This window comes from Pedobacter sp. GQ55 (assembly GCF_059758925.1).
Map to the genome: position 1 here is coordinate 947,062 of NZ_JCAXEI010000002.1, position 25,231 is coordinate 972,292.

The following is a 25,231-nucleotide window of genomic DNA, read 5'->3' on the forward strand; positions in this document are numbered from 1 at the left end:
GCAAAAGTAATTATTTCCATTACCACGAATTTACTTTATTAGAAATTTTGATTGAAAATCATTCCTCAAATTATTAACTTTGCTTTATATGAGAAAAAACCTGGTTATAGCTATTGACGGCTATTCTTCTTGCGGAAAAAGTACTCTTGCAAAGGCTTTAGCCAAAAAACTAGGTTTTATCTATATAGACAGCGGGTCCATGTACCGTGCCGTTACCCTATTCTTTATTCGCAATAAAGTCGATATTAGCGATCCTGAGGCAGTAAAAGATGCACTTCAGCATATCGAATTGAACTTCCACTCAAGAGATTACGAATCTCATATTACGCTGAATGGCGAAGAGGTTTCTGAAGAAATCAGACAAATGCCTGTTTCCGAAAACGTTAGTGAAGTCTCGGCAAACAAAATTGTGCGTAAAGAAATGGTAAAACAGCAACAACGCATGGGTAAGTCTAAAAATATTGTAATGGATGGCCGTGATATAGGCACAACAGTATTTGCAGATGCACAGGTAAAGTTTTTTATGACTGCTGATCCTAATATCAGGGCCGAACGTCGTTTCAAAGAATTACAAAGTAAGGGAGATACAAGTACTTCTCTGGAAGATGTTTTTGAAAATCTTGCCCATAGAGATTACGCAGACACAACACGTGCAGAGAGCCCACTAACCCGGGCTGAAGATGCTATAATTCTTGACAATACAGAATTGACACAAAAAGAACAGCTCGATTTTGCCTTAGAGCAAGTTCATCAGCATTTGCCCGTCTGATTTTCTGGTCTCCAACCCCTTTATCATTACATTATTTTTCTGCAAAGCTTTAGTTACAAAAGCTGAAATAGTTTAAACATTACATTTTGATGTTTTATCTATTTTAAAGTATGAATAATTTCGCAACCCGACAGTAAATATCTTTAAAACCTGCTACAAGAATGAAAACAAAGTTCCAACCTATTTATTTTTTATTACCAGTTTTATTAATCATTAGTTCTTGTGGAAGTAATGATAAGAAAAAGGATGCCGGAGCGGCAAATCAGGTGCAGGCCTACCCTGTTGTTGCATTAACGGCTCAATCTACCTCACTTGAAACAGATTACCCTGCAACAATTGAAGGTATTCAAAATGTAGACATCAGACCAAAGGTTGATGGCTTTATTGAGAAAATTTACGTTGATGAGGGTGCAGTGGTAAAGAAAGGCCAGCGACTTTTTAGCATCAACGCCCCCCAATATGAACAATTGGTTAGAACTGCAACCGCAGCAATTAGTAGCGCCGAAGCTGATGTGAATGCTGCACAGCTACAAGTTAACAAAACAAAACCGCTAGTTGAGAAAGATATCATTAGCAAATATGATTTAGATGCTGCTCAACTTACGCTTCAAAGTAGAAAAGCTGCATTAGCTCAGACAAGAGCTGAATTGGTAAATGCAAAGGTAAACCTTGGTTACACTACAATTACTAGTCCTGTTGATGGTGTAATTGGCAGTATACCTTTTAAAACTGGTAGCCTGGTAAGTGGCAGCAGCGTTGAACCGCTAACCACCGTATCAAATATTTCAAAAGTTTATGCTTATTTCTCTTTAAATGAGAAACAACTTCTTGATTTTTCAAGGAATTATAAAGGCGCAACACTTGAGGCACAAATGAAAAACATTCCTGCAGTATCGTTGGTATTAGCTGATGGAAGTGCATATGCCGAGAATGGAAAAATTGAGTCTATAAATGGCTTAATAAATACCAACACAGGTTCTGCAAGTTTAAGAGCTACTTTTTCAAACCCCGCTAAACTTTTAAGAAGTGGTGCCAGCGCATCGGTACGTATACCTCAACACCTGGAAAATGCTATTCTTATTCCTCAAAAATCAACTACTGATTTACAAGGTAAAAAGTTTGTATTTGTGGTTGATGACAAGGGGATCATTAAAAATACGGAGATCGAAATTATGGAAAATGCAAAAGGCAATTTCTATGTTGTTACCAAAGGCCTTAAGGCCGGAAATAAGATTGTACTTGAAGGCTTTCAATCTTTAAAAGATGGTGCAGAGATTAAAGCGGAAGAGAAAAGTACAGATTCAGTATTTGCTGATCTTAAAAAATAAATAACAGTTTATCCAATCCGGCAATAGCCGGTTGAAATAGAATATATGTTTAAGAAATTTATAGAGAGACCTGTTTTATCAACAGTTATATCCATTATAATTGTAATATTGGGGATATTAGGTTTAATTACTTTACCTGTATCTCAATATCCAGAAATTGCCCCACCAACAGTTCAGGTATCTGCATCCTATCAGGGTGCTAATGCTGATGTTGTGATGAACAGTGTTGTTGTTCCGCTAGAAGAACAGATTAACGGTGTTGAGGATATGACCTATATGACCTCAACAGCCAGTAATGATGGTACAGCAACAATTACAGTAAACTTTAAACTGGGTACAAATCCGGATCTGGCAGCTGTAAATGTTCAGAACCGTGTATCAAGAGCAACCAGTTTATTACCTGCTGAGGTTACACGTTCAGGAGTAATAACTGCAAAAAAGCAAGCAAGTAATGTTTTGATTTTCGGTATTTATAGCGATAATCCATCATATGACCAGACATTTCTGCAAAACTACTCCAACATTAACTTAATACCTGAAATTAAGCGTATCAATGGTGTTGGTGATGCGAATGCTTTTGGTTTAATGGATTATACCATGCGTATCTGGCTTAAGCCAGAAGTTATGGCAACTTACGGCTTAGTGCCAAATGATATTAATGTGGTGCTTGCTGAACAAAATGTTGAAGCAGCACCCGGCCAGTTTGGAGAACAAGGCAATCAGGCATTCCAATACACATTAAAATATTCAGGCCGCTTAAAAAATGAGAGTGAGTTTAGTAATATCATTATCAGAACTGCGGCAAATGGACAAGTATTACGTCTTAAGGATATTGCAAGAATTGAATTAGGAGCTCAAAGTTATGCTAGTTCAGTAAGGTTTGATGGAAAGCCTGCACTTGGTATTGCTATAAACCAAACCGCAGGATCGAATGCAAAAGATGTTATCGAAGGCGCAATAAAGGTTTTGGATGATGCATCAGTCAACTTTCCAAAAGGTGTTCATTATGCACCACTTGTAAATGTTAATGATTTCCTTGATGCATCAATTGAAAAAGTAATACACACACTGGTTGAAGCATTTATACTTGTGTTTTTAGTTGTATTTATATTTCTTCAGGATTTCCGATCGACCCTAATTCCTGCAATTAGTGTTCCTGTGGCTATTATTGGTACATTCTTTTTCTTAAATCTTTTCGGCTTTACCATAAATCTATTAACACTCTTTGCCCTGGTTCTTGCCATTGGTATTGTTGTAGATGATGCTATTGTAGTAGTTGAAGCGGTTCATGCTAAACTCGACCATGGTTATAAATCGGCCAAAAAGGCTACTATTGATGCCATGGAGGATATCACAGGGGCAATTATATCCATCACATTGGTTATGGCTGCTGTATTTATTCCGGTGAGTTTTATCCAGGGATCTTCAGGGGTATTCTACAAACAATTTGGTTTAACTCTTGCTATTACCATCATATTATCAGCAATTAATGCATTGACATTGAGCCCTGCACTGTGTGCACTGTTCTTAAAACCGCATGAAGAGGATCATGAGAAAAAGAAAAGCTTCCTTCAAAAATTCTATGTAGGTTTTAATACTTCATTTGATATGATGACTAACAGATACAAAAGATCTGTTAAATTTCTTGCCAGAAGGAAATGGATTGCTGGTTTGGGCATCGCCATTTTCACAGTAGTTTTAGTTTGGACAATGAATACCACACCTAAAGGATTTGTTCCGAACGAGGATTTAGGTACTATTATGTCTGATATTTCATTACCAGCTTCTACTTCACAGGAACGGACAAATGAGGTCATTGCACAAATTGATAGCATTGTTCACGCTGTTCCAGAAGTTAAAAACTCCATTAGAGTAGTTGGTAGAAGTATGATCAGTGGATCTGGAAGTTCTTATGGTATGGTAATTTCAAGACTTAAACCCTGGAATGAAAGAACCCGTGATGTAAAGCAGATTATTGGTGAATTATTTGCTAAAACAGCAACTATCAAAGGCGCAAAAATTATTTTCTTTGCACCGCCAACAATTCAAGGTTTTGGTACCAGTGGAGGTTTTGAATTTCAGTTACAAGATAAAACCGGTGGTGATATTAATAAGTTTAATGCTATAGGGAATGATTTCCTTGCAGCACTTAGCAAGCGACCTGAGATACAATATGCATCTACTTCCTTTAACCCTAATTTCCCTCAGTATCAAATTGATGTTAATGTAGCTACGGTAAAACAAGCCGGACTAACTGTTACTGATGTTTTAAGTGTTCTACAGGGATACTATGGTGGTGTTTATGCATCTAACTTTAACAAATACGGAAAACAATACCGCGTTATGTTCCAGGCTGATGCGCAATACAGGGCAAATCAGGCTAGCTTAAATAACATATATGTAAGAAATGCAAGCGGGAAAATGGCACCGGTTAGTGAATTCATAACCTTAACTAAGGTTTATGGTCCACAAGCAATTTCCCGTTTTAACTTATTTACTTCCATTGCCGTAACCGGAAACCCAAACAACGGATATAGTTCTGGTGATGCGCTAAAGGCTGTACAAGAAGAAGCGGCAATACACCTACCGGTTGGTTATGGTTACGAATTCTCAGGATTATCTCGTGAGGAGATGTCAAGTGGTAGTCAAACCATTTTTATATTCCTTCTTTGCGTTGTGTTCGTTTACTTCTTACTTTGTGCACAATATGAGAGTTATATTTTACCTCTTGCAGTTCTAATCTCACTTCCTATAGGGTTAGCTGGTGTATTTATTTTTGATAAGATTTTCGGAATCGACAATAATATTTATACTCAGATTACCTTGATCATGCTTGTAGGTCTACTGGCTAAAAATGCAATTTTGATTGTTGAATTTGCCGTAGATAGAAGAAGAAAAGGCATGAGCATAGTAAATTCCGCTATTAACGGAGCAACTGCACGTTTACGTCCTATTTTAATGACATCATTTGCCTTTATTCTTGGGTTATTACCTTTAATGCTTTCAACAGGGGTTGGTGCTGCAGGTAATAAATCGATTGGTACAGGTGCCGTTGGAGGAATGCTTATAGGAACAATATTTGGAATATTTGTTATCCCTGCACTATTCATCATTTTTCAAACCTTACAAGAAAAAGTAAGTAACAAATCTCCTTTTGAAGAAGGTATTGTTAAAGAACAAGCAGAACTTGAATTCCCGGAAGTAGATACCCGTGAACATTAAATTTAATCACATGAACTTTAGATATAAATCTTATATAATCATCGGTTTTGCCACACTCTGTTTAACCGCCTGCGTAACTAAAAAATATGAACGTCCGGCTTTAAACAGCAATGATCTATACCGCGACAATACAGGAACCGATACTGCGACTATTGCCAATTTGCCCTGGAAAACTTTATTCGCTGATGGCACTTTACAAACTTTAATTCAACAAGGGTTAAATGAAAACCTTGATTTAAAGCAGGCTGTTGAACGTATTAAAATTGCTGAGGCTACATTAAGACAAAGTAAAGCTGCTTTTTTACCAAGTCTGAGTGGCGATTTATCTGTTACTGATGCTAAACAATCCAGAGCGGCATTAAACTTCCCGCCAGGAATAAATATCAATACAGAAACGCAGACCTATAAAGCACAATTAAGCACAAGCTGGGAAGCTGACATATGGGGTAAACTTAGTAGTGCTAAAAGATCAGCCTATGCTTCATTACTACAAACAGACGCGGCAAAAAGGGCAGTACAAACGCAGCTAATAGCTAATATTGCAAACACTTATTACAACTTACTTGCTCTGGATAAACAATTAGCTATTACCGCGCAAACTGTAAAAATCAGAGAAACTGATGTTGAAACTATGAAATCTTTAAAAGAAGGCGCAATTGTTAATGGAGCAGCAGTTGTACAAAGTGAAGCAAATTTATATGCAGCCCAGGTTACCATTCCAGATCTTAAAAAGAGTATCAAAGAGACAGAAAATGCACTTAGCATACTTTTAGGAAAAGGACCAGGAACTATTGACCGTACTACTTTAGATGAGCAACAGCCATATAATACTTTGGAGACGGGTGTATCTTCACAGCTATTACAAAATAGACCAGATGTGCAGGCGGCTGAATTTGCCTTTAGAGCGGCATTTGAAAATACGAATACAGCAAAAACATACTTCTACCCTGCTTTAACATTAACTGCTAATGGTGGATTATCAAGCCTTGATCTGAAAAATTTCTTTGACCAGTCTATATTTTACAACCTAATTGGAGGCATTACACAGCCTATCTTCAATAAAGGACAAAATAAAGCGAGATTAAAAACTGCTCAGGCACAACAGCAACAAGCATTTTATGGCTTTCAACAAACGCTTTTAACTAGCGGGCAGGAGGTTTCAAATGCATTATTTGCTTACCAAACGGCATCTGAAAAAGAAACAACTAGGGCTAAACAAATTGCATCTCTTACCAAAGCAGTAGATTACACAAAAGAGTTGCTTCGTTATAGTTCTGCAACTAACTATACAGATGTTTTAACCTCTGAGCAAAGCTTATTGGCTGCGCAGCTCAATGGCATAAATGATCGTCTTCAGAAACTTCAATCAATTGTTAATTTATACAGAGCCCTGGGTGGCGGTTGGAAATAAAAATCTAATTGATTAATATTACAAAAACCTGCATGAGTTTATTATTTTAGAATAATAAACTCATGCAGGTTTTTAGCGTTTTAGAATCAAAAGCGAATTTATATTCCAATGAAAATACTTATTGTTGAAGATGAAAAAACATTAGCACTCGAAATGGCCGAATTTCTTGGCAAAGAAGGATACACCATTGAACATGCCTGGAAAAAGTCATCCGCTGAAGAAAAGATCTTTGTAAATTCTTATGACTTCATTTTACTTGATCTGGGATTGCCCGGTGGCGATGGTTTTGAGCTGCTACATCAGTTAAAACAAGTTGGTGGTCGTGATGATGCGGTGATTATACTTACTGCGCGTGGCGATGTTGATGACCGGATTAAGGGCCTAGAGGCTGGGGCCGACGACTATCTGGCAAAACCTTTCTCTTTAACAGAACTTTTGGCTAGAATGCATGCTATTATCAGGCGCAAGCATAAGCTCGAGATGAATGAGATAAACGTTCACAAATTTACCCTGGATATTAAAAATCATGAAGTTTGTTTTGATGGAGAAAAGGTTAATTTGACAAATAAGGAATTTGAAATTTTCAATTACCTGGTGCTAAACAAAAACAGGGTAATTTCAAGAGTAAACCTTACGGAACATGTTTGGGGAGATATTCTGGAAATTAACTCAGATTCAAACTTTGTTGATGTACATGTTAAAAATCTACGTAAAAAACTATCAGCTCATGCTTCGATAAACTGGTTTGAAACGGTTAGAAGTATTGGATACAGAATCAACTTCTAATGTGTAATTTCATATAGGCAATCCAATTATGAAACTACAATTTAAGCTTGCTTTATATAACACGCTAACCAAAATCGCTATTATTACCTTTCTTGGTATATTAATACTGGTATCCATTAATCATATTTCGGTAAAACACCTTCAGAAGCGTTTGATTCAAAAGAAAACTAAATTTGTATCAAACCTCTCAACTGGAGAGATTAATGACTTACTCACACAACAAAAAACCTTTACCGATTACAACTTACTTAAGGAAGAATACATCATTCTAAAAGAAGTTAAACAAGATAACAAACCCCTCAAAAATCACTTTAGTCAAGAGATACGCAGCATAGAAGATAGTGAAGAGGAGTATCAGATACTTACTACGGATCTGGTTTTTGAAGGAACAAGGTATGAGCTCGAATTAGGTGAAACCATGGCAACGGTATATCAGTTAGAACATACCATTTCGGTTTTTACATTTTTTATACTTCTTGCTGCAGTTATCTTAACATTAATAACTGATCTGGCTTTCACCCAATTTTTATTAACTCCTTTTTATCGGATTATAGATCAAAAGCTAAACCGGGTAAATGACCCAATTAACTTTAATTACGAACCAATAAAGACCACAACAGAAGATTTCAAGATACTGGATAACAGTATCAGCATATTAATGAATAAAATTGCAACCTTATTTCTTACAGAAAAGGAATTTATTGCTAATGTGTCTCATGAATTACTTACGCCTATCTCTGTTTTAAATACCCGCTTAGAAAATTTGCTGAACGATGAACAGTTAACTCCAGAGGGCGAAAACAAATTATTTGCCTGCCTCAAAACACTAAGCCGCCTGAAATCAATTATAAATAGCTTGTTATTGATCTCTAAAGTCGAAAACAATCAGTTTAACAAACCGGATCTTATTTCTATAAAAGACACGGTAATCGAAGTATATGAGGAATTAGAACATAGGCTTTTGATGATGAAATTAACACTAAACATCAATCTTCCTCAAGATTATACTTTTACCGGCAATCGTTCACTGCTCCACACTTTAATAAGTAATTTGGTTAGCAATGCTATTAAATACAATGTTCCATCAGGTATGATAAACATATACGGCAATAAAGAAAATGATGGTTTCCATCTTTACATTGCCGACACCGGTCAGGGAATGAACCTGGACGAAGTGAAAAATGCTTTTGTTCGTTTCGAAAAATTTGAATCAAAAAAGGAAGACAGTTATGGTCTGGGTTTGGCTATTGCAAAAAGTATAGCGGCGTTTCATCAGATTATAATTGATATCAAATCTGAAAAAGATAAAGGCACTACTGTCGAACTTATCTTCCATTTTTAGCCTTTATCTATCTTCATTAAATCTTCATGTTTCCTTTGCAACTTTGATCTAACAATTAACACAAAATAATTTTAGATATGAAAAGAACAATCTTAGCGTTAGCATTAGTTGCAACAACTTTTGGCGCATTTGCACAAACTCCTGCTACTCAAAAACCAGCTACCCAAACAACTGCTGGTGCTCAAAAACCTGTAGCCCACAAAACTAAATCACATAAAAAAGCCGCTGTTAAAAAAACCTCTACAGCTGTTGCCCCAAAAGCAGCTGAAAATAAAAAATAAGGCAATTAATTAGGTTCAATAGTTTTGTCTAGCCGTCTGTTTATTAACAGGCGGTTTTTTATTTAAAAGCCATAAGAAGGATTGTTTCTTAGATAAAGACGCATAAACATTAAAGCTTCATCTTTTAGTTGTCGGACCCGCTCTTTACTACGGTTTAAAAAATTGATATGTCTTCAAGAGTACGAGCAGTTTAACCTATTCCAAAAAACATTTTTAGTATCATTTGTTGCCTGGAAGGTAATATCTTAAGTAATCTGTCTATATTATATTGACAGACATATCACTTACCATTGGTACATCCGTTTCAGGAAAAGCAAAAATCTCGGTTCCCTCCATTGAACTATTTGATGTACAATGGAAATACGCAGAGCCAGCAGGAATATCGTCATCATCAGGTATATAATCGTAGTCGCTATCTCTTGAGCTTGCCGCTATGTAAACTACCCAACCACACGTTATGATGGATTGGGCTTTAGACATCAATAATGGACAGTACAACTATACCTATTGCATCTTTCGGGCAGATTTACAGCAACTCCAAGCAAAGCAATGTTTTGAGCGGCATTAAAGTCCACATCGATCACATCAACTTTGCAATTTTTATTTGTACACTTAAAAACCTTATTGCTTCTTTTACCAATATATCTGCAGCAATTACAGGTTTGGGAAGTGTATCCAGGTGCTACAACGACCAGCTTAACACCATTCAAAAGACATTTGTATTCCAGAAAAGAACGAAGCTGTGCAAAAGACCAACGACCAAGTTTTGTTCTAAACTTTTTATTTCTCGGTTTAGAACTAAAACGGATGTCAGTCGGGTTTTCAATAGCAATTCCTTTTCTTTGATCCTTAGCGGATTTTACAATCGATTTGGAAATGGTGTGATTGACAATAGCAGATGTAGTTCGTTCTTTGCCACTAAGCCGTTTGCTTAACCTTTTAGCGTTGAGTGTGCCTTTGTGTTGAATAGAACTACGAACCTTTTGTCTTTTTTCTCTGTATTGATTCATCCAGTCGGCAGAGTGTTTACCGCCATCAGAAGTAACGTTATATCGGTCAGCCCAAAATCAACACCGATAAATCCCGATATATCCTGTGCAGCTGGTTCAGGAATATCCAGGGTTTGATAAAGAAAGAATTTATCTTTTTTATAAACCAAATCAGCTTCACCTTTGAGGTAAGGGATATAATCGGGGTTGTGACAAATAAAGCGAAAGTTTTGACGACTGCCTATGCACCACAAAAAGACCATATGATCCTGCTTGTAATTTTTGGCTAAACCCAGATATTATTTCACTACAGTTGAGTCCCTGATGTTTAAGACTGTGGGTAATATTACCTCGTAAGGTTCATGATCTCCTTTTTGATTATCCAATCGATTCAATAATATATTCATGACATTTTCAGCGATTTTTTCAAGTGGCTGGGCTACTGCTGTAATTGGAGGGGCAGAGAATTCAAGCAACTCAAAATCGTCAAAAGAAAGCAAAGCTATGTCTTTAGGAATTTTTAGACCCAGCTTCTGGATTGCTCTTAGGCTTGCCATAGTGATGTAGTTGGTAGCACATATAACTGCATCTAACTTTTTTTCTTCTTTCAAATAATCAGCGACCTCTTGAATTAATTCACTCGAAGGAGCATAAGTTAGTTTTTTAACATATGAGTTTACACCTTCTGCCTTAACCGCATCTTCATAGCCACTCAAACGATCAAGCATTTGCTGTTCAATTGTATCTATAGTAATAAATCCAATGTTCTTATATCCTCTATCTTTTAGATGTTTAACGGCACTATATGTACCTTGATGATTATTAATAATTACATAATCAGTTTTTATATCAGGGAAATACCTATCAAACAAAACAACTGGTTTCCTACTCTTCGTCAACAACTTAACTTCATCTTCCAAACCATGAGGAAGAGCTATAATATAGCCGTCAACATGCCGGTCCTGGAAAATTTGCAATAATTCCTGTGCTTTCGTTTTATTATTTTTTGTGCTGCTATAAATTATTTTATACCCCTTTTGCGAGGCCTTTTCATCTATAAGTCGTGCAATACTGGAAAAAAAAGGCTCTGAAATATCATCAACCAAAAATCCGATAATATTGGTTTTTCCAGTACGAAAACTTTTTGCCAAAGCATCTGGTTTATAACCCAGTTCTTCAACAAGCTCTAAAACCTTCTTAGTCAAGGGTTCACTAATTCTTTTCTCCTTAGCTTTACCATTTACTACAAAAGACACCGTACTGATTGAGATACCCAATAATTTGGCGATATCCTTAATTGAAACTTTTTTTTCCATTAATTTAATTCCCTATTGAGAATGCAATATAGTAAATCAGGAATTATTTCCTATTCTTCCATCTAACTACCTTGCAGTAAAGGTCCTTTATCCCTTCGGGATTATCAAAGGAAAGCCCCTTCCAAAATATTCTGTTTTTCTGTTAATCCCATATTCTAAAGACAGTTTTTAAACTAATAAGATTAGATTAATTCTAAATAAATTTTGATTATAGGATATTAGGCGTTTACTTTGCGGTTAATTAGAATTAATCCAAATAAACAAACAAAAGAATAAATGAATAATTTTAGAGTAGTTAATTTACTTATAACGCTGTTATTCCTCTCAGTTAATGCTATGGCCCAACAAGCTGGCAGCATTACCGGAAAGATCACTACATCAGATGGGCATAATGCGGCATTTGTATCAGTTAAGTTAATTGGGACACCGTTTGGGGCAACTACGAATGAAAAGGGTGACTATGAAATCAACAAAGTAAATCCTGGAAAATATACCATAAGAGTTTCAGCGGTTGGCTTAAGCCCTCAAGAAAAAACTGCAGAAGTTACAGAGTCAACAAGTACCAAAGTTGATTTTGTATTGAGAGAGGACCTTAGCACACTGGAAGAGGTAAACATATCTACAAATGCCAAAAGATACAAAGTAGATCAACCCTCATCATCTTTAAGATTAAACCAACCATTGTTAGAAATACCGCAAAATATTCAGATTGTTAGCTCATTAGCCTTGGCTGATCAGCAAGTAATTAGCATGAGTGATGGAGTGCTCAGGAACGTTAGTGGAGCTGCAAGGCTTGAACATTGGGGCGACATGTATACCAATATCACAATGCGTGGTTCACAAATTCAAGCGATGCGAAATGGATTTAACTTTGTCGCATCATACTGGGGACCGCTTACAGAGGATATAAGTATGGTAGACCATATTGAATTTGTGAAAGGACCGGCAGGTTTTATGATCGGTAATGGCGATCCAAGTGGGATGTATAACGTTGTTACTAAAAAACCAACCGGCAACAACCGTGGAGAAGTTTCTTTTACCGCGGGCAGCTTCGACCTATATAGAACCAGCATAGATTTTGACAGGAAATTAACCGATGATGGAAAGTTGTTGTTCCGATTGAACGCCGCGGCCCAAACAAAGGGCTCATTCAGGCCGTTTGAGAACAATGACCGCTACACCTTTGCCCCTTCATTAAGCTACCAGTTCTCCGATAAAACTAAACTAACTGCAGAATATGCATGGCAAAATGCAAAAATGACGGAAGTAGGTTCATTTTATATCTTCTCACCGGAAGGTTACGCTACCCTACCGCGTGATTTCACGCTTACGCAGCCTGGAATACCGCCAACCAGAATTAACGATCATAGTGCTTTTATTAATTTACAACACAACTTTAGTAACAACTGGAAAGCAACGGCACAGGTAGCCTATTCCAAATACCTACAAAATGGGTATAGTTCATGGCCATCTGCAGTATACGCAAACAGCACCCTAATTAGAAATGTCAGTATTTGGGATGCTGAAAGCACCATGAAATTAGCCCAATTCTTTATCAACGGGAAGGTAAAAACAGGTGGTATTAATCATAATATTTTGGCCGGCTTTGATGGAGGGAAAAAAAGCTATATGGCAGATTGGGGTCAATCTCATGATATGGATCTCCCATCTTCACCTTTTGATTTAAAAAATCCTAACTATGGTTTTCCATCTAATGGCTATCCTGAGTTTGACAGAGTAACTAGTTTGAAAGACCGAGCAATTGCCGCAGGTGGGTTAATGGACCAAAAATACTTAAGCGGTTATCTACAAGACGAGCTTGGTTTTCTGGATAACAGAATTCGTTTAACACTTGCAGGAAGGTATACCTATGTAAGCCAGTCGGCATGGGGAGGAAGTCCCGACAAAGCAAAACATTTCACACCACGTGTGGGATTGAGCGTTTCCGTAAACAAAAATACTTCTATATATGCAGTATATGATGAAGCATTTATACCACAAACTGGATTTTTGCGCAATGGGGGAAGTATTGATCCAATTACAGGGACTAATTATGAAGTTGGTATTAAAAAAGATTGGTTTGATGGAAAATGGAATACTACTTTATCTGTATATCGTATTCTTAAACAAAACGAACTTACTACAGACCCCTCCAATGGAGCTGACGAAAAATTTAGCATCATAGTTGGTGAAAAAAGAGCACGAGGTATAGAATTCGACTTGAAAGGCGAGATCTTTACGGGCTTGAAATTGATAGCCAATTATGCATATACAGATGGCAAGGTAACCAAAGTAGCAGATGGTGTAACTGATGTGGCTGTTGGCGATGTAGTTCCTGGTTTTTCAAAACATACCTCTAATGCCTGGTTAAGTTATACTTTACAAAGAGGAGCTCTTAAAGGCACAGGTATTTCATCAGGCTTTACTTATCTGGCAGGCAGAGCTATGGGTACATATAGCGGAGACAATTCAGAACAGAATCTACCTGATTATTTTAAGTTGGACGCGGGACTTTTCTGGGAAAACAGAAGTCTAAGAATCACTGGAAACGTATTTAACATTCTGGATAAATATTTATATTCAGGAGCATATTACACCAATTATTGGAACGCACCAACTTATGAGCAGGCAGTTTATTCATGGCAGGCAGAATCTCCAAGAAATTATAGATTAAGTATAGCCTATAAATTTTAAATGATTAATAATAAGAAATACCGGTTTAAATACTGGATTGGACGAATACACCTATGGCTCGGATTAACATCCGGGCTATTTGTATGTTTTTTAGGTATCACCGGCTGTATACTGGCATTTCAGCGGGAGATAGAGGATACAGTACAATCTTACAGATATGTCGAGATCAGAAATGAACCTCTATTACCTCCTTCTGAAATAAAGAAAATTGCAGACCGTGCCCTGCCCGGTAAAGAAGCCCATAGTATAGGATACCAAAACGGAAGGGCCTCAATAGTATCTTATTTTAAAGAGGGTGAAGACTATTATTGGACTGTATATGTTAATCCCTATTCGGGGCAAGTATTGAAAGTGAAAGATATGGCGTGGGACTTTTTCAGGGTCATGATCATGGGCCACTATTACCTCTGGCTGCCTCCAAATATTGGTCAGCCTGTACTCGCTACAGCTACCCTGTTGTTTACTTTCCTGTTATTTTCAGGACTGACACTTTGGTGGCCTAAAAATAAAGCTGCGAGCAAAAAACGTTTCACTATAAAATGGAATGCAAAATGGCGAAGGGTAAACTATGACCTGCACAATGTATTTGGTTTTTACATGACATGGGTGCTGATTTTTCTGGCATTTTCAGGGCTGGTAATGGGTTTTCAATGGTTTGCTAAATCCGTCTACTGGGTATCTTCAGCTGGTAAGCAGATGGTTCCCTTTGAAGAAAGTATCTCAAAAAGCGCTCTTGATGCGAAATTCGTTGCATTAGCTGTGGGTAAAGCACCTGCGGAGGATATTCTTTGGGCAAAGGCAAGAGCCGAAAGACCTGGTTTCGAAGGCAGTATGGATGTACATCCACCTCATGCTAAAAACTCAGCGGTAGAAATATCGGTTAATCCTGACCCAAGCACCTACTGGAAGGCGGACTACCTGTTTTACGACCGTTACACACTCGAGGAAATAGAAGTAAACCATATGTATGGTAAACTGGCAAATGCAACTGCAGCAGATAAGCTTGCCCGTATGAACTACGACATTCATGTGGGGGCAGTACTGGGGCTCCCGGGGAAAATAATGGCCTTTGCAGCCAGTTTGATTGCTGCCAGCCTACCCATCACCGGTTTCCTGATTTGGCGCGGACGCAAAAAGAAAAGCAAGCGATCCCTCACTTAATTTAAAGTGCGGGTTGCATAACCTGAACAGTTTGTGTTTTCTTAGGCTTGCGCTTCTTTTTCAGTTTATTAATCCAAATTAAGGTTCCGGTAACGGGTAAAGTGGTAGCTATCAAACAAGCCAGAAAATAGATTATTTTGGTAAACATTCCATAAACATCTCCAACATGCAGTGCCTTGATTGATCCAGAAACCCTTTCATTAAAAGGTTTATCTTTAAATACATCTACTTTAAGAACACCAGCGGTATATTGATCAAGCAACAATTTGTCTCCTGCTGATGAGGCAAAAAAACTTGCGCGATTCTTGGTAATAGCAATTGCAGAAAGTGAATCCTTTGGCAACGAAATAAGATAATCCCCTGCGTATGGGAGTACCTCCTGGGCCTTATTTATATATTCAGTTATGGCTAATGGTTTGGAATTACTCACATGGATTTTTGAAACAGGATCTGCAGGTGCCTCAAATCCTTCTGGCTGATAAGTACCTAATGTTTTCCTTAATGCCTCCCTATACCATGGAAACGACCATTGCGGGCCTGTTATCCCCATCAAAAACAAAAATATGCATGCGTAAAAACCAAAACTGTTGTGAAGATCATGATTGGTTCTTTTCCAGCTTCCACTCCATTTTACACTTAAACCTTGTTTCCAGGTTTTTATTTTCTGAGGAAACCAGATCACCATTCCGGTTATCACACCTAATGTAAAAAGAATAGTAGCAGTACCTGAAATATAGCTACCAAGTTTACGGTTTTCTAATTCGCCAAATAATGGTTTTTCTATTTTATCAAGCAACAGCCATCTGTGTAAACTAAACATGGTTTTCATAAATTCTCCCGTGCCGGTTTTCGCCTCAGAGACATTACCAAGCACTTCGCCGGTATACTGATTTACAGCAAATGCAGGTGGGCGTTTCCCTTCACCAGAAGATCCCTTTGATCCTCTTTTCTTTTCAGTTCCATCTTTTTTACCTTCAGCTTCTTTTAGTTTAACCATAAACTGATAAGTTTTATTAGGATCAGCAGGTATCTTAACAGAAGAAACTTTACCACCAGTACTTGCCTTAACCTGCGCAATCAATGCTTCTATTTGCATAGGCTTAGCCCCTTTTCCATCAACCTTATATAATTCAGGGGATGCCATTTCTCTAAGCTCGCTGTTGAATACATATATAGTACCACTTAAACAAATAAGGATTACTATAATACCACTGGCTAAACCTAGCCAAAGGTGAATATCGTTAAAGAATTTGCGTGTTTTTTGCCAGGTTGTTTTGGATTTTCCTTGTTTCATTTACTGTAAAAATTGTCGGTCTCTGCCGCAAATGTAAAATAATTCTACGAGTATTTAGAAGTAGTCTAAATACTTACAGGTAAAATAAAGCATTACCTATATAGAATATAACACATATATTGTTTATTTTAAATGTTGTGGCAATTGTTACACAATCAGTTCTAAATCAACAACATTTATCAAAAAAGTCTTTTCTTTAAAAATATTAATTATTATCTTTGCCGTCCCTAACGGGAAAAGGAGATTTAATTTTAATGGCTAAAAAACAAGTAGCAGAAAAAGAACTAGAGGCTAAAACAGCTGAACTACAAGGCGCAGATGCTCGTCTTGCAGAAAAAGAAACCATTGAATCAGAAGCTGATTCAGTGTCGATCGAACAGATCAAATCATCGTTAGCAACACCTGATCAAGATTTTGACTGGGATGCTGATGATAAAGTTTTCGGAAAATACTCTGATGAAGACCGTAAAAAGTTTGAAGACATGTATACCGATACTTTCAATCAAATCACTCAAGGTGAAATCATTAGCGGTACTGTTGTTTCTATAAACAACAAAGACGTGGTATTGAACGTTGGATTTAAATCAGACGGCTTAGTATCTACTTCTGAATTCCGTGATACACCTGATTTGAAAGTTGGCGATAAAGTTGACGTTTTCGTGGAAGCTCCAGAAGATGCTAACGGCCAATTGATTTTATCTCGTAAAAGGGCTAAAACTCAGAGATCATGGGAAACTATCAATGAAGCCCTTGACAATGACAGAATCATCAACGGATTTGTTAAAAGCCGTACTAAAGGTGGTCTTATCGTTGACATTATGGGTGTTGAGGCTTTCTTACCAGGTTCTCAAATTGACATCAAACCTATCCGCGATTACGATGTATACGTGGGTAAAACAATGGAATTCAAAGTTGTTAAGATCAACCACGAGTTTAAAAACGTAGTTGTATCTCATAAAATCTTAATTGAAGACGACTTAGAAAGCCAAAAAGTTGAGATCGTATCTAAACTTGAAAAAGGTCAGGTACTTGAAGGAACTGTTAAAAACATCACTGACTTCGGTGTATTCATCGATTTAGGTGGCGTTGATGGTTTACTTCACATCACTGATATTTCTTGGGGCCGCATAGAGCATCCAAAAGAAGTATTGAGCTTAGATGAAAAAATCAACGTTGTAGTTCTTGACTTTGATGACGAGAAAAAACGTATCGCATTAGGATTAAAACAATTAACTCCTCACCCTTGGGAATCTTTAGATGCTAACTTAGCTGTTGGTTCTAAAGTTAAAGGTAAAATTGTTACTGTTGCTGATTACGGTGCTTTCCTTGAAATCATTCCTGGTGTTGAAGGTTTAATTCACGTATCAGAGATGTCTTGGTCTCAAAACTTACGCAGCCCTCAGGAATTCCTGAAAGTTAGCGACGAAATCGAAGCTGAAGTTTTAACTTTAGATAGAGACGAGCGTAAAATGAGCTTAGGTATTAAACAATTAACTCAAGATCCTTGGCAAAATGTTGCTGAAAGATATCCTATCGGAAGCAAACATACTGCTGTAGTTAAAAACATGACTAACTTCGGTGTATTTGTTGAAATCGAAGAAGGTATTGACGGTTTAATCCACATATCTGATCTTTCTTGGTCTAAAAAAGTTAACCACCCTAACGAATTCACTAAAGTTGGTGATACATTAGACGTAGTTGTTCTTGAATTAGACGTTGAAAGCCGCAAACTAAGTTTAGGTCACAAACAACTTGAAGAAAACCCTTGGGATACTTTCGAAACTATCTTTACTGTAGATTCAATCCACCAGGGAACTGTTGTTAAAGTAACTGATAAAGGTGCTGTTATTGCTTTACCTTATGGTGTTGAAGGTTTCGTACCTACTAAGCATATGGCTAAAGAAGATGGTACTACTATCAAAGCTGAAGAAACTAATGATTTCAAAATCATTGAGTTTAATAAAGATGCTAAACGCATCGTTGTTTCTCACGCCCGTATCTGGGAAGAGGCTAAAGCTGAAGCTGTTGCTGAAGAAAGGGCTACTAAGAAAAAAGAAGCTAAAGCATCTAGCAATGCAGTGAAAAAAGTTAAAGATTCAGTTGAAAAATCTACATTAGGTGATTTAGGCGTGCTTGCACAATTAAAACAACAAATGGAAGGTGAAGAGAACAAAGCTAAAAAAAGCTAGTTCCATTTAACTTTATATAATATAAAGGCCCTCAAAAATTGAGGGCCTTTTTTTTGCTCTAAAATTTGGACGCATATTTATTACTTTTGAGCAACACACATTATACCTCCTACTATGAGAATAACGCTTAGCTTATTTTTACTTATCATTCTTTCCTTTAAACTGAGTGCGCAAGATATAATACCTGCACCCGTTGAAATGAGAGCAGGATCCATACCTAGCGAGAAATTTAGTATCGATAAAAATACTGTGATCTTTATTAACACTTCACAAGCGCAATCTTCCGCTCAATTCCTATCAGATTATATTTCTAACCATTATAACTTACAACTGGAAATAATTACGGAGATTACAAAAATTGGCCCTCGGCGATCTATAAATTTAATTGTAGACAGTACATTATATCCCAATCCTGACAAGTACACACTCTCAGTACTTCCAACCACAATAAATGTAGGGTCGCCATCTCCTCAAGGCATTTTCTATGCGATACAAAGTATTATACAGCTTTTACCAGCGCAACCAGACAATACGGAAAAACTAGCTATTCCAACTGTAGAGATTATTGATTATCCTCGCTTTGCCTACAGGGGAATGCACCTTGATGTTAGTCGGCATTTTTTTGATGTTAGTTTTATTAAAAAATACATCGATTATCTGGCGCTGCACAAACTAAACTATTTCCATTGGCACCTGACGGATGATCATGGCTGGCGGATAGAAATTAAAAAGCACCCCAGGCTTACGCAAATTAGTGCCTGGCGCAATGGGACTATTATTGGTCTATATCCCGGAACAGGAAACGACGGCATTAGATATGGCGGATACTATACACAGGAGGAGGTTAAAGAGGTAATAAAATATGCAGCAGAAAGATATATCACTGTTGTTCCTGAAATTGAAATGCCCGGGCATAATATGGCAGTATTAGCTGCTTACCCGGAACTGGGAACTACTCCTGCGATACCAACTCAGGTGGCGCAAACATGGGGTATCTTCAATAAATTCAATAATGTGTTACAACCAACCGAGAAAACATTTAGCTTTCTGGAAGATGTTCTGACAGAAGTAATGGAATTATTTCCTTCTCCATACATTCATATTGGCGGTGATGAGTGTTCAAAGATCTGGTGGAAACAATCTCCATTTGCCCAAAAACTGATTAAAGAAAAAGGATTAAAAGATGAGAATGGTTTACAAAGCTATTTTATTCATAGAATGGAAAAATTTGTAACCAGTAAAGGAAAAACGATAATTGGATGGGATGAGATTCTGGATGGCGGCCTGGCGCCTAACGCTATTGTAATGAGCTGGCGTGGAGAGAAGGGTGGTATTGCAGCGGCAAAACAACACCATAAAGTAATCATGACTCCAGAAAACTCTATGTACTTTAATCACGGTCAGTTTATGAAAGATGACTCGCTGACGGCGGCTAGATTTTTGCCGCTGAAAAGTGTTTATGATTATGAGCTCATTCCGGCAGAACTTACTGTCCAAGAAGCAGAATATATTTGGGGCGGACAGGGAAACCTTTGGTCGGAATATATCGCAAACCCAGCCAAAGCTGAATACATGCTTTTCCCTAGATTAGATGCGCTTAGCGAAGTTTTATGGAGTCCAAAAAATAAACGCAATTATGTGGATTTCAGAAGAAGACTAAAGATTCAATTTAAACGATATGACTTGTTAAAAATAAATTATAGTAAAAGATACTTAACTGATCAATAAGGGATTTATATTTCTTTCTTCAATTTTATCAAAAACAACCATTAAATTCAATTCGATTTTTTTATATTTGCCTAATCATTAGTCAATGCAAAAGAGAACCCTGCTAGACGGACAAAAATTCCAAATCACAATTAAGCGACTTTGTCATCAATTAATTGAGAATCACATCGATTTTTCTAATACTGTTTTAATAGGTATACAGCCAAGAGGCAGTTACTTTGCCAACAGGGTGCAACAAGAGCTTTCGCAAATCCTTAAGAAAACCAATATTAAAAAAGGCAATCTGGACATTACCTTTTTTAGAGATGACTTTAGGAGAAAGGACGGAATAGTTTCTGCAAACAGCAATACCATAGATTTTATAATTGAAGGCCAAAATGTTATCCTTATTGATGACGTATTGTGGACAGGCAGAACAATTAGAGCTGCAATGGACGCATTATTGGCATATGGAAGGCCTGAAAAGGTTGAACTAATGGTGTTAATTGACAGGCGTTTTTCCAGACAACTACCTATTGAGCCAGATTATATCGGTCAGAAAGTAGACAGCCTAAACTCGCAAAAAGTTAAGGTAAGCTGGAAAGAAACCGAAGGAGAAGACAAAGTTATCTTATTATCAGAAAGCAATAAATAGTATGGCAGTAGAGAAATTATCAACCCGACATCTTTTAGGTATCAAAGATATTAACCGGAATGATATTGAATTGATTTTTGAAACTGCAGATAACTTTAAGGATGTAATTAACAGACCTATCAAAAGAGTTCCATCTTTAAGGGATATCACCATTGCAAATATCTTCTTCGAAAACTCCACCAGAACCAAACTTTCTTTTGAACTGGCAGAAAAGAGGCTGTCGGCTGATGTGGTTAATTTTGCAGCGTCTTCTTCCTCTGTAAGTAAAGGAGAAACGCTAATAGATACTGTAAACAATATCCTGGCTATGAAAGTGGATATGGTAGTGATGAGACATCCATATGCTGGAGCCGGACAATTTCTAAGTAAACATATCAAAGCTCAAATTGTAAACGCAGGAGATGGTGCGCATGAGCATCCAACTCAAGCTTTACTTGATGCTTTTTCCATTCGCCAGAAACTGGGCGATGTAGCCGGGAAAAAAGTAGTAATCGTTGGCGATATCCTGCACTCCAGAGTTGCCATATCAAATATTCTTTGCCTGCAAAAGCTTGGTGCTGAGGTGATGGTTTGCGGCCCTACTACTTTAATCCCTAAACACATTCAAAGCCTTGGTGTAAAGGTTGAACATAATCTAATTAAAGCACTCAACTGGTGCGATGTGGCAAATATGCTCCGTATCCAGCTAGAAAGGCAAGACATTAAATATTTCCCTTCATTAAGGGAATATGCCATGATGTATGGATTGAATAAACAGATTTTGGACAATCTTGATAAAGAAATCATTGTAATGCATCCAGGCCCAATTAACCGAGGCGTGGAGATTACCAGTGATGTTGCCGACAGCAAACAGTCAATCATCTTAGAACAGGTAGAAAATGGGGTTGCCGTAAGGATGGCAGTACTTTATTTACTCGCCTCGCAAAGAGATTAACTTTCTTTAACAGCTTTTTTATACCATTTTCTTTTTCTATTCGTTAAACCTGTGTTATTAACACATGTTAATTTCTTATGCTATCAAGACACAATACTATATCTATATTAGTACCAACCATATTTGAAATCAGATGCAAAAAAAATACTTTTTTATTCCGCTGTTACTAGCAGGCGGCTATACTGCAAGTTATGCCCAGTCGAGCCTACTAGTTAACCTCAATAAAAATTATCAAACAGGTCTCGAACTGCTTGACAATGAAAAATACGTTGCTGCTGCCCAGCAATTTAAACTGGTTGAACAGCTTAGACAAAAACCAGGAACTCAACAGGAAAGCAACTCGGAACTTTCTTTGCTAAAAGAGAATGCTAAATTCTATGCAGCTGTTTGCGCATTAGAATTAGGCAATAATGATGCAGAGAGCTTGTTTCAGAACTTCATAAAAGATTATCCGCTTAATCCAAATACAAAACTTGCCTATTTTCATGTAGGAAAATCATACTTTGATCAGAAAAACTACAAGAAAGCATTAGAGTGGTTTGAAAAAACAGATCCTTCTACCCTTTCTGCTAAGCAACGTTTGGAGTATCAGTTTAAGCAAGGATATGCTTATTTTTTACAGAACGACATTGAAAAGGCCGAGCCCTTATTTGAAACTGTTAAAAAAGAAAAATCTCCTTTCCAGGAAAGTGCCACTTATTATTTTGCGTACATCAATTACCTGAATAAAGAGTACAAAACTGCATTAAGCAACTTTGAAAAACTTAAAGGATCTCCAACATACGAGACTAGTTATCCTTATTACATTACTTCAATGTATTATCTTGATGAAAGATATGATGATGTATTAGAATACGCCCTGCCCATTCTTAAATCTTCAAAACAACAATATGAGGCAGAGATGTTAAGTCTTATTGCTGCTTCATATTTTGCAAAATCTGATTTTGTAAATGCAGAGAAGTATTTCAAAGAGTTCTACGCTAAAGATAAATCAAATGTTAAAAATAACCTTTTCATTTATCAATACGGATACTCGTTATTTCAATTGAAAAGATATCCTGAATCAGTTTCAATTTTAGAAAAACTTGATACAGATGATGTATACCTTCAAAGCGGGATGTACACTTTGGGTCGCTCTTTCATCATTCTTAAAAACAAAGAAAAAGCAAGGAGTGCTTTCTTCAGAGCATCAAGGCTTGATTTTGATAAAGTTATACAAGAAGAATCATGGATCAACTATGCAAGGTTAAGTTATGAACTGGACTTTAATCAGCAAGCTCTTGAAGCAACTCAGAACTTTTTAAAACAGTTTCCAACTTCGCGCAAAATTAACGAAGCAAAAACTTTACTTGGAGAAATTCTACTGACCAGTAAAAACTATCAGGCTGCTATAGATATCCTTGAACCGATTCAAAATAAATCGCCAGAGGCCAGAGAAGCTTATCAAAAAGTAACTTACTTTAGAGGACTAGAGTTTTATAACGAACGAGCTTTCCCTAACGCTTTATCAATGTTCTTACGTTCTGAGAAATTCCCAGAGGACAAAGAAATTCACGCATTAAGTACTTATTGGAAAGCTGAGGCTTCTTACGAATTAAGAAAATTTGGTGAAGCCGTTAAACATTTCGAAACATTCCTTGGAATGCCTGATGCTGATAAAACCGGGGTTTATAATTTTGCAAATTATGCTCTTGCCTACGCTGCATTTGAAAACGAAACCTACGGAAAAGCAGCTACATACTTTGAACGCTTCTTAGCGGGTAACGATAAGGATCAGAAAACAGTTAACGATGCCATCATAAGGCTAGCCGACTCTTACTTTGTAAATAGAAGCTATGGCAATGCGCTTGTAAATTATAACAAAATCATCAATGCCAGAGCTACAGGAGAAGATTATGCACTTTTTCAACGTGGTATGATCCAGGGATTGGAAAATCAAAATGAGGCCAAAATTGGAACCATGCAGGATCTTCTTAAACAGTTCCCTAATTCTAATTATGCTGATGATGCTGGTTTCGAAACTGCTTATACTTATTTCAATATTGGAAATTTCGATAAATCCAGTACAGATCTTATTAGTTTAGTTAGTTTGTATCCTAATAGCAGTTATGTTCCAAGAGCCTTGGTTACCATTGGTCTTGTACAATATAATCAGGATAAAGATGATCAGGCATTAGAGTCATTCAAAAAAGTAATCAGAGACTACGCCAGTAGCGAAGAAGCAAAACAGGCATTAGAATCTATCAAGAATATCTATGTTGACCGTGGTGATTCACAAGGTTTCATCACCTACGCTAATTCAACTCCTCTAGGTAATTTCTCTGAAGCAGAACAAGATAATATAGTTTTCCAGGGAGCAAATAATCTTTATTTAAAGGGCGACTTTAAAGGTGCTTTTGAAGCTATAAATGCTTATTTTGATAAATATCCAAAAGCAATACATGACAAAGAAGCTAAGTTTGTTAGAGCTGAGTCATTGGTTAAACTTGGTCGCCCTCTGGAAGCTGTTGCAGATTATGAGTACATTCTTAATGACTGGACAAGTGATTATACTGAACGTTCACTGGTAAGTATTTCTCAATTGTTTTTAGATCAGAAGAAATATAACGAAGCAATTGTTTACTTAAAAAGATTGGAAACTACGGCCGATTACAAAGTTCACCATAGTTACGCTATAAATAACCTCCTGAAAGCTTACGACGCATTAAAGATGCCTGATGATATGATCAAATATGTTCAGTTGATTAAAGAGTCTGAAAAAGGCTCTGAGGAAGAAAAGAACAGTGCTGATCTATATGCAGGTAAGGCTTATTTATTAAAGGCCGATACAACAAGTGCAGTAAAAGCTTTCAATAATGTAGTTAGTAAAACTAAAACCCTGGCAGCTGCCGAAGCTAAATACAACATTGCCGCGGTACAATATGCCAAAGGTGATTATAAAACCTCAACTAAAACATGTTTTGATCTGATTAACAATATGGCCTCTTATGACTATTGGGTTGCCAAATCGTTCCTTTTATTAGCAGATAATTATGTAGCTCTAAAAGACAAGTTACAAGCTAAAAGTACACTCTTAAGTATTATCGACAATTATGAAGGCAAGGATGATATCGTTCCAACTGCTAAAGAGAAATTAGAAAAAATTAAATAAGA

General features: G+C 37.0%; 19 protein-coding genes. 14 read left to right on the top strand and 5 right to left on the bottom strand.

What is annotated here, in order from left to right:
• The first annotated feature begins 88 nt into the window (after positions 1–88).
• The 7 genes from cmk to AC6CH7_RS08800 all read left to right on the top strand — a co-directional run bounded on the left by cmk (position 89) and on the right by AC6CH7_RS08800 (position 9,139).
• Entirely contained in the window at positions 89–769 is a 681-nt protein-coding gene (cmk, locus tag AC6CH7_RS08770) for a (d)CMP kinase (RefSeq protein WP_498262320.1), read from the top strand.
• 161 nt (positions 770–930) lie between these two features.
• Positions 931–2,097, top strand: coding sequence for an efflux RND transporter periplasmic adaptor subunit (locus tag AC6CH7_RS08775; RefSeq protein WP_498262321.1), 1,167 nt, complete (start codon positions 931–933; stop codon positions 2,095–2,097).
• 45 nt (positions 2,098–2,142) lie between these two features.
• Positions 2,143–5,319, top strand: coding sequence for an efflux RND transporter permease subunit (locus AC6CH7_RS08780; protein ID WP_498262322.1), 3,177 nt, complete (start codon positions 2,143–2,145; stop codon positions 5,317–5,319).
• A gap of 10 nt (positions 5,320–5,329) precedes the next feature.
• Positions 5,330–6,730: an efflux transporter outer membrane subunit gene (locus AC6CH7_RS08785; protein WP_498262323.1), complete on the top strand. Its 1,401-nt coding sequence runs from the start codon at positions 5,330–5,332 to the stop codon at positions 6,728–6,730.
• 108 nt (positions 6,731–6,838) lie between these two features.
• On the top strand, positions 6,839–7,516 hold the full coding sequence (locus tag AC6CH7_RS08790) for a response regulator transcription factor (RefSeq protein WP_498262324.1): 678 nt from the start codon (positions 6,839–6,841) through the stop codon (positions 7,514–7,516).
• A 28-nt stretch (positions 7,517–7,544) separates the two neighbouring features.
• Positions 7,545–8,858, top strand: coding sequence for a sensor histidine kinase (locus tag AC6CH7_RS08795; protein WP_498262325.1), 1,314 nt, complete (start codon positions 7,545–7,547; stop codon positions 8,856–8,858).
• A gap of 77 nt (positions 8,859–8,935) precedes the next feature.
• Complete coding sequence (locus AC6CH7_RS08800) at positions 8,936–9,139, top strand: hypothetical protein (RefSeq protein WP_498262326.1); 204 nt, start codon at positions 8,936–8,938, stop codon at positions 9,137–9,139.
• A 258-nt stretch (positions 9,140–9,397) separates the two neighbouring features.
• Here AC6CH7_RS08800 and AC6CH7_RS08805 read toward each other — a convergent pair whose 3' ends face one another.
• Genes AC6CH7_RS08805 through AC6CH7_RS08820 form a run of 4 tightly spaced genes read right to left on the bottom strand, consistent with a single transcriptional unit; the run spans position 9,398 to position 11,444 of the window.
• The gene (locus AC6CH7_RS08805) at positions 9,398–9,619 is read right to left on the bottom strand and encodes a hypothetical protein (protein ID WP_498262327.1); all 222 of its coding nucleotides are present in this window, start codon (positions 9,617–9,619) and stop codon (positions 9,398–9,400) included.
• Positions 9,619–10,149, bottom strand: coding sequence for a zinc ribbon domain-containing protein (locus tag AC6CH7_RS08810; protein ID WP_498262328.1), 531 nt, complete (start codon positions 10,147–10,149; stop codon positions 9,619–9,621). Before AC6CH7_RS08810 ends, AC6CH7_RS08805 begins: the two co-directional genes overlap by 1 nt.
• Positions 10,146–10,391 carry a hypothetical protein gene (locus AC6CH7_RS08815; protein WP_498262329.1) on the bottom strand — a complete coding sequence of 82 codons (246 nt, stop codon included), beginning with the start codon at positions 10,389–10,391 and terminating at the stop codon, positions 10,146–10,148. Before AC6CH7_RS08815 ends, AC6CH7_RS08810 begins: the two co-directional genes overlap by 4 nt.
• Positions 10,392–10,427: 36 nt before the next feature.
• Positions 10,428–11,444, bottom strand: coding sequence for a LacI family DNA-binding transcriptional regulator (locus AC6CH7_RS08820; RefSeq protein WP_498262330.1), 1,017 nt, complete (start codon positions 11,442–11,444; stop codon positions 10,428–10,430).
• A gap of 276 nt (positions 11,445–11,720) precedes the next feature.
• On the opposite strand from AC6CH7_RS08820, the gene AC6CH7_RS08825 reads away from it, so the two are divergent.
• Both AC6CH7_RS08825 and AC6CH7_RS08830 read left to right on the top strand, forming a co-directional pair.
• Positions 11,721–14,138, top strand: a complete 2,418-nt coding sequence (locus AC6CH7_RS08825) for a TonB-dependent siderophore receptor (protein ID WP_498262331.1) — start codon at positions 11,721–11,723, stop codon at positions 14,136–14,138.
• Entirely contained in the window at positions 14,139–15,299 is a 1,161-nt protein-coding gene (locus AC6CH7_RS08830; protein WP_498262332.1) for a PepSY-associated TM helix domain-containing protein, read from the top strand.
• Position 15,300: 1 nt separating this feature from the next.
• On the opposite strand, the gene AC6CH7_RS08835 is transcribed toward AC6CH7_RS08830, so the two are convergent.
• Entirely contained in the window at positions 15,301–16,593 is a 1,293-nt protein-coding gene (locus AC6CH7_RS08835; protein ID WP_498262333.1) for a PepSY-associated TM helix domain-containing protein, read from the bottom strand.
• Positions 16,594–16,847: 254 nt separating this feature from the next.
• On the opposite strand from AC6CH7_RS08835, the gene rpsA reads away from it, so the two are divergent.
• The 5 genes from rpsA to AC6CH7_RS08860 all read left to right on the top strand — a co-directional run bounded on the left by rpsA (position 16,848) and on the right by AC6CH7_RS08860 (position 25,229).
• The gene (rpsA, locus tag AC6CH7_RS08840; protein WP_048907135.1) at positions 16,848–18,782 is read left to right on the top strand and encodes a 30S ribosomal protein S1; all 1,935 of its coding nucleotides are present in this window, start codon (positions 16,848–16,850) and stop codon (positions 18,780–18,782) included.
• Positions 18,783–18,896: 114 nt separating this feature from the next.
• Positions 18,897–20,510 carry a beta-N-acetylhexosaminidase gene (locus AC6CH7_RS08845; protein ID WP_498262334.1) on the top strand — a complete coding sequence of 538 codons (1,614 nt, stop codon included), beginning with the start codon at positions 18,897–18,899 and terminating at the stop codon, positions 20,508–20,510.
• Between the two features lie 85 nt (positions 20,511–20,595).
• Positions 20,596–21,144 (top strand): bifunctional pyr operon transcriptional regulator/uracil phosphoribosyltransferase PyrR, encoded by a 549-nt coding sequence (pyrR, locus tag AC6CH7_RS08850; protein WP_048907137.1) that lies wholly within the window; start codon positions 20,596–20,598, stop codon positions 21,142–21,144.
• A 1-nt stretch (position 21,145) separates the two neighbouring features.
• The gene (locus AC6CH7_RS08855) at positions 21,146–22,078 is read left to right on the top strand and encodes an aspartate carbamoyltransferase catalytic subunit (protein WP_068891581.1); all 933 of its coding nucleotides are present in this window, start codon (positions 21,146–21,148) and stop codon (positions 22,076–22,078) included.
• 133 nt (positions 22,079–22,211) lie between these two features.
• Positions 22,212–25,229: a tetratricopeptide repeat protein gene (locus AC6CH7_RS08860; RefSeq protein ID WP_498262335.1), complete on the top strand. Its 3,018-nt coding sequence runs from the start codon at positions 22,212–22,214 to the stop codon at positions 25,227–25,229.
• The last annotated feature ends 2 nt before the right edge of the window (positions 25,230–25,231 follow it).

Excerpts from the sequence above, each read along its gene's own strand:
- cmk (WP_498262320.1), top strand. The coding sequence starts at position 89 with ATGAGAAAAAACCTGGTTATAGCTATTGACGGCTATTCTTCTTGCGGA.
- AC6CH7_RS08775 (WP_498262321.1), top strand. The coding sequence starts at position 931 with ATGAAAACAAAGTTCCAACCTATTTATTTTTTATTACCAGTTTTATTA.
- AC6CH7_RS08780 (WP_498262322.1), top strand. The coding sequence starts at position 2,143 with ATGTTTAAGAAATTTATAGAGAGACCTGTTTTATCAACAGTTATATCC.
- AC6CH7_RS08785 (WP_498262323.1), top strand. The coding sequence starts at position 5,330 with ATGAACTTTAGATATAAATCTTATATAATCATCGGTTTTGCCACACTC.
- AC6CH7_RS08790 (WP_498262324.1), top strand. The coding sequence starts at position 6,839 with ATGAAAATACTTATTGTTGAAGATGAAAAAACATTAGCACTCGAAATG.
- AC6CH7_RS08795 (WP_498262325.1), top strand. The coding sequence starts at position 7,545 with ATGAAACTACAATTTAAGCTTGCTTTATATAACACGCTAACCAAAATC.
- AC6CH7_RS08800 (WP_498262326.1), top strand. The coding sequence starts at position 8,936 with ATGAAAAGAACAATCTTAGCGTTAGCATTAGTTGCAACAACTTTTGGC.
- AC6CH7_RS08805 (WP_498262327.1), bottom strand. The coding sequence starts at position 9,619 with ATGTCTAAAGCCCAATCCATCATAACGTGTGGTTGGGTAGTTTACATA.
- AC6CH7_RS08810 (WP_498262328.1), bottom strand. The coding sequence starts at position 10,149 with ATGAATCAATACAGAGAAAAAAGACAAAAGGTTCGTAGTTCTATTCAA.
- AC6CH7_RS08815 (WP_498262329.1), bottom strand. The coding sequence starts at position 10,391 with ATGGTCTTTTTGTGGTGCATAGGCAGTCGTCAAAACTTTCGCTTTATT.
- AC6CH7_RS08820 (WP_498262330.1), bottom strand. The coding sequence starts at position 11,444 with ATGGAAAAAAAAGTTTCAATTAAGGATATCGCCAAATTATTGGGTATC.
- AC6CH7_RS08825 (WP_498262331.1), top strand. The coding sequence starts at position 11,721 with ATGAATAATTTTAGAGTAGTTAATTTACTTATAACGCTGTTATTCCTC.
- AC6CH7_RS08830 (WP_498262332.1), top strand. The coding sequence starts at position 14,139 with ATGATTAATAATAAGAAATACCGGTTTAAATACTGGATTGGACGAATA.
- AC6CH7_RS08835 (WP_498262333.1), bottom strand. The coding sequence starts at position 16,593 with ATGAAACAAGGAAAATCCAAAACAACCTGGCAAAAAACACGCAAATTC.
- rpsA (WP_048907135.1), top strand. The coding sequence starts at position 16,848 with ATGGCTAAAAAACAAGTAGCAGAAAAAGAACTAGAGGCTAAAACAGCT.
- AC6CH7_RS08845 (WP_498262334.1), top strand. The coding sequence starts at position 18,897 with ATGAGAATAACGCTTAGCTTATTTTTACTTATCATTCTTTCCTTTAAA.
- pyrR (WP_048907137.1), top strand. The coding sequence starts at position 20,596 with ATGCAAAAGAGAACCCTGCTAGACGGACAAAAATTCCAAATCACAATT.
- AC6CH7_RS08855 (WP_068891581.1), top strand. The coding sequence starts at position 21,146 with ATGGCAGTAGAGAAATTATCAACCCGACATCTTTTAGGTATCAAAGAT.
- AC6CH7_RS08860 (WP_498262335.1), top strand. The coding sequence starts at position 22,212 with ATGCAAAAAAAATACTTTTTTATTCCGCTGTTACTAGCAGGCGGCTAT.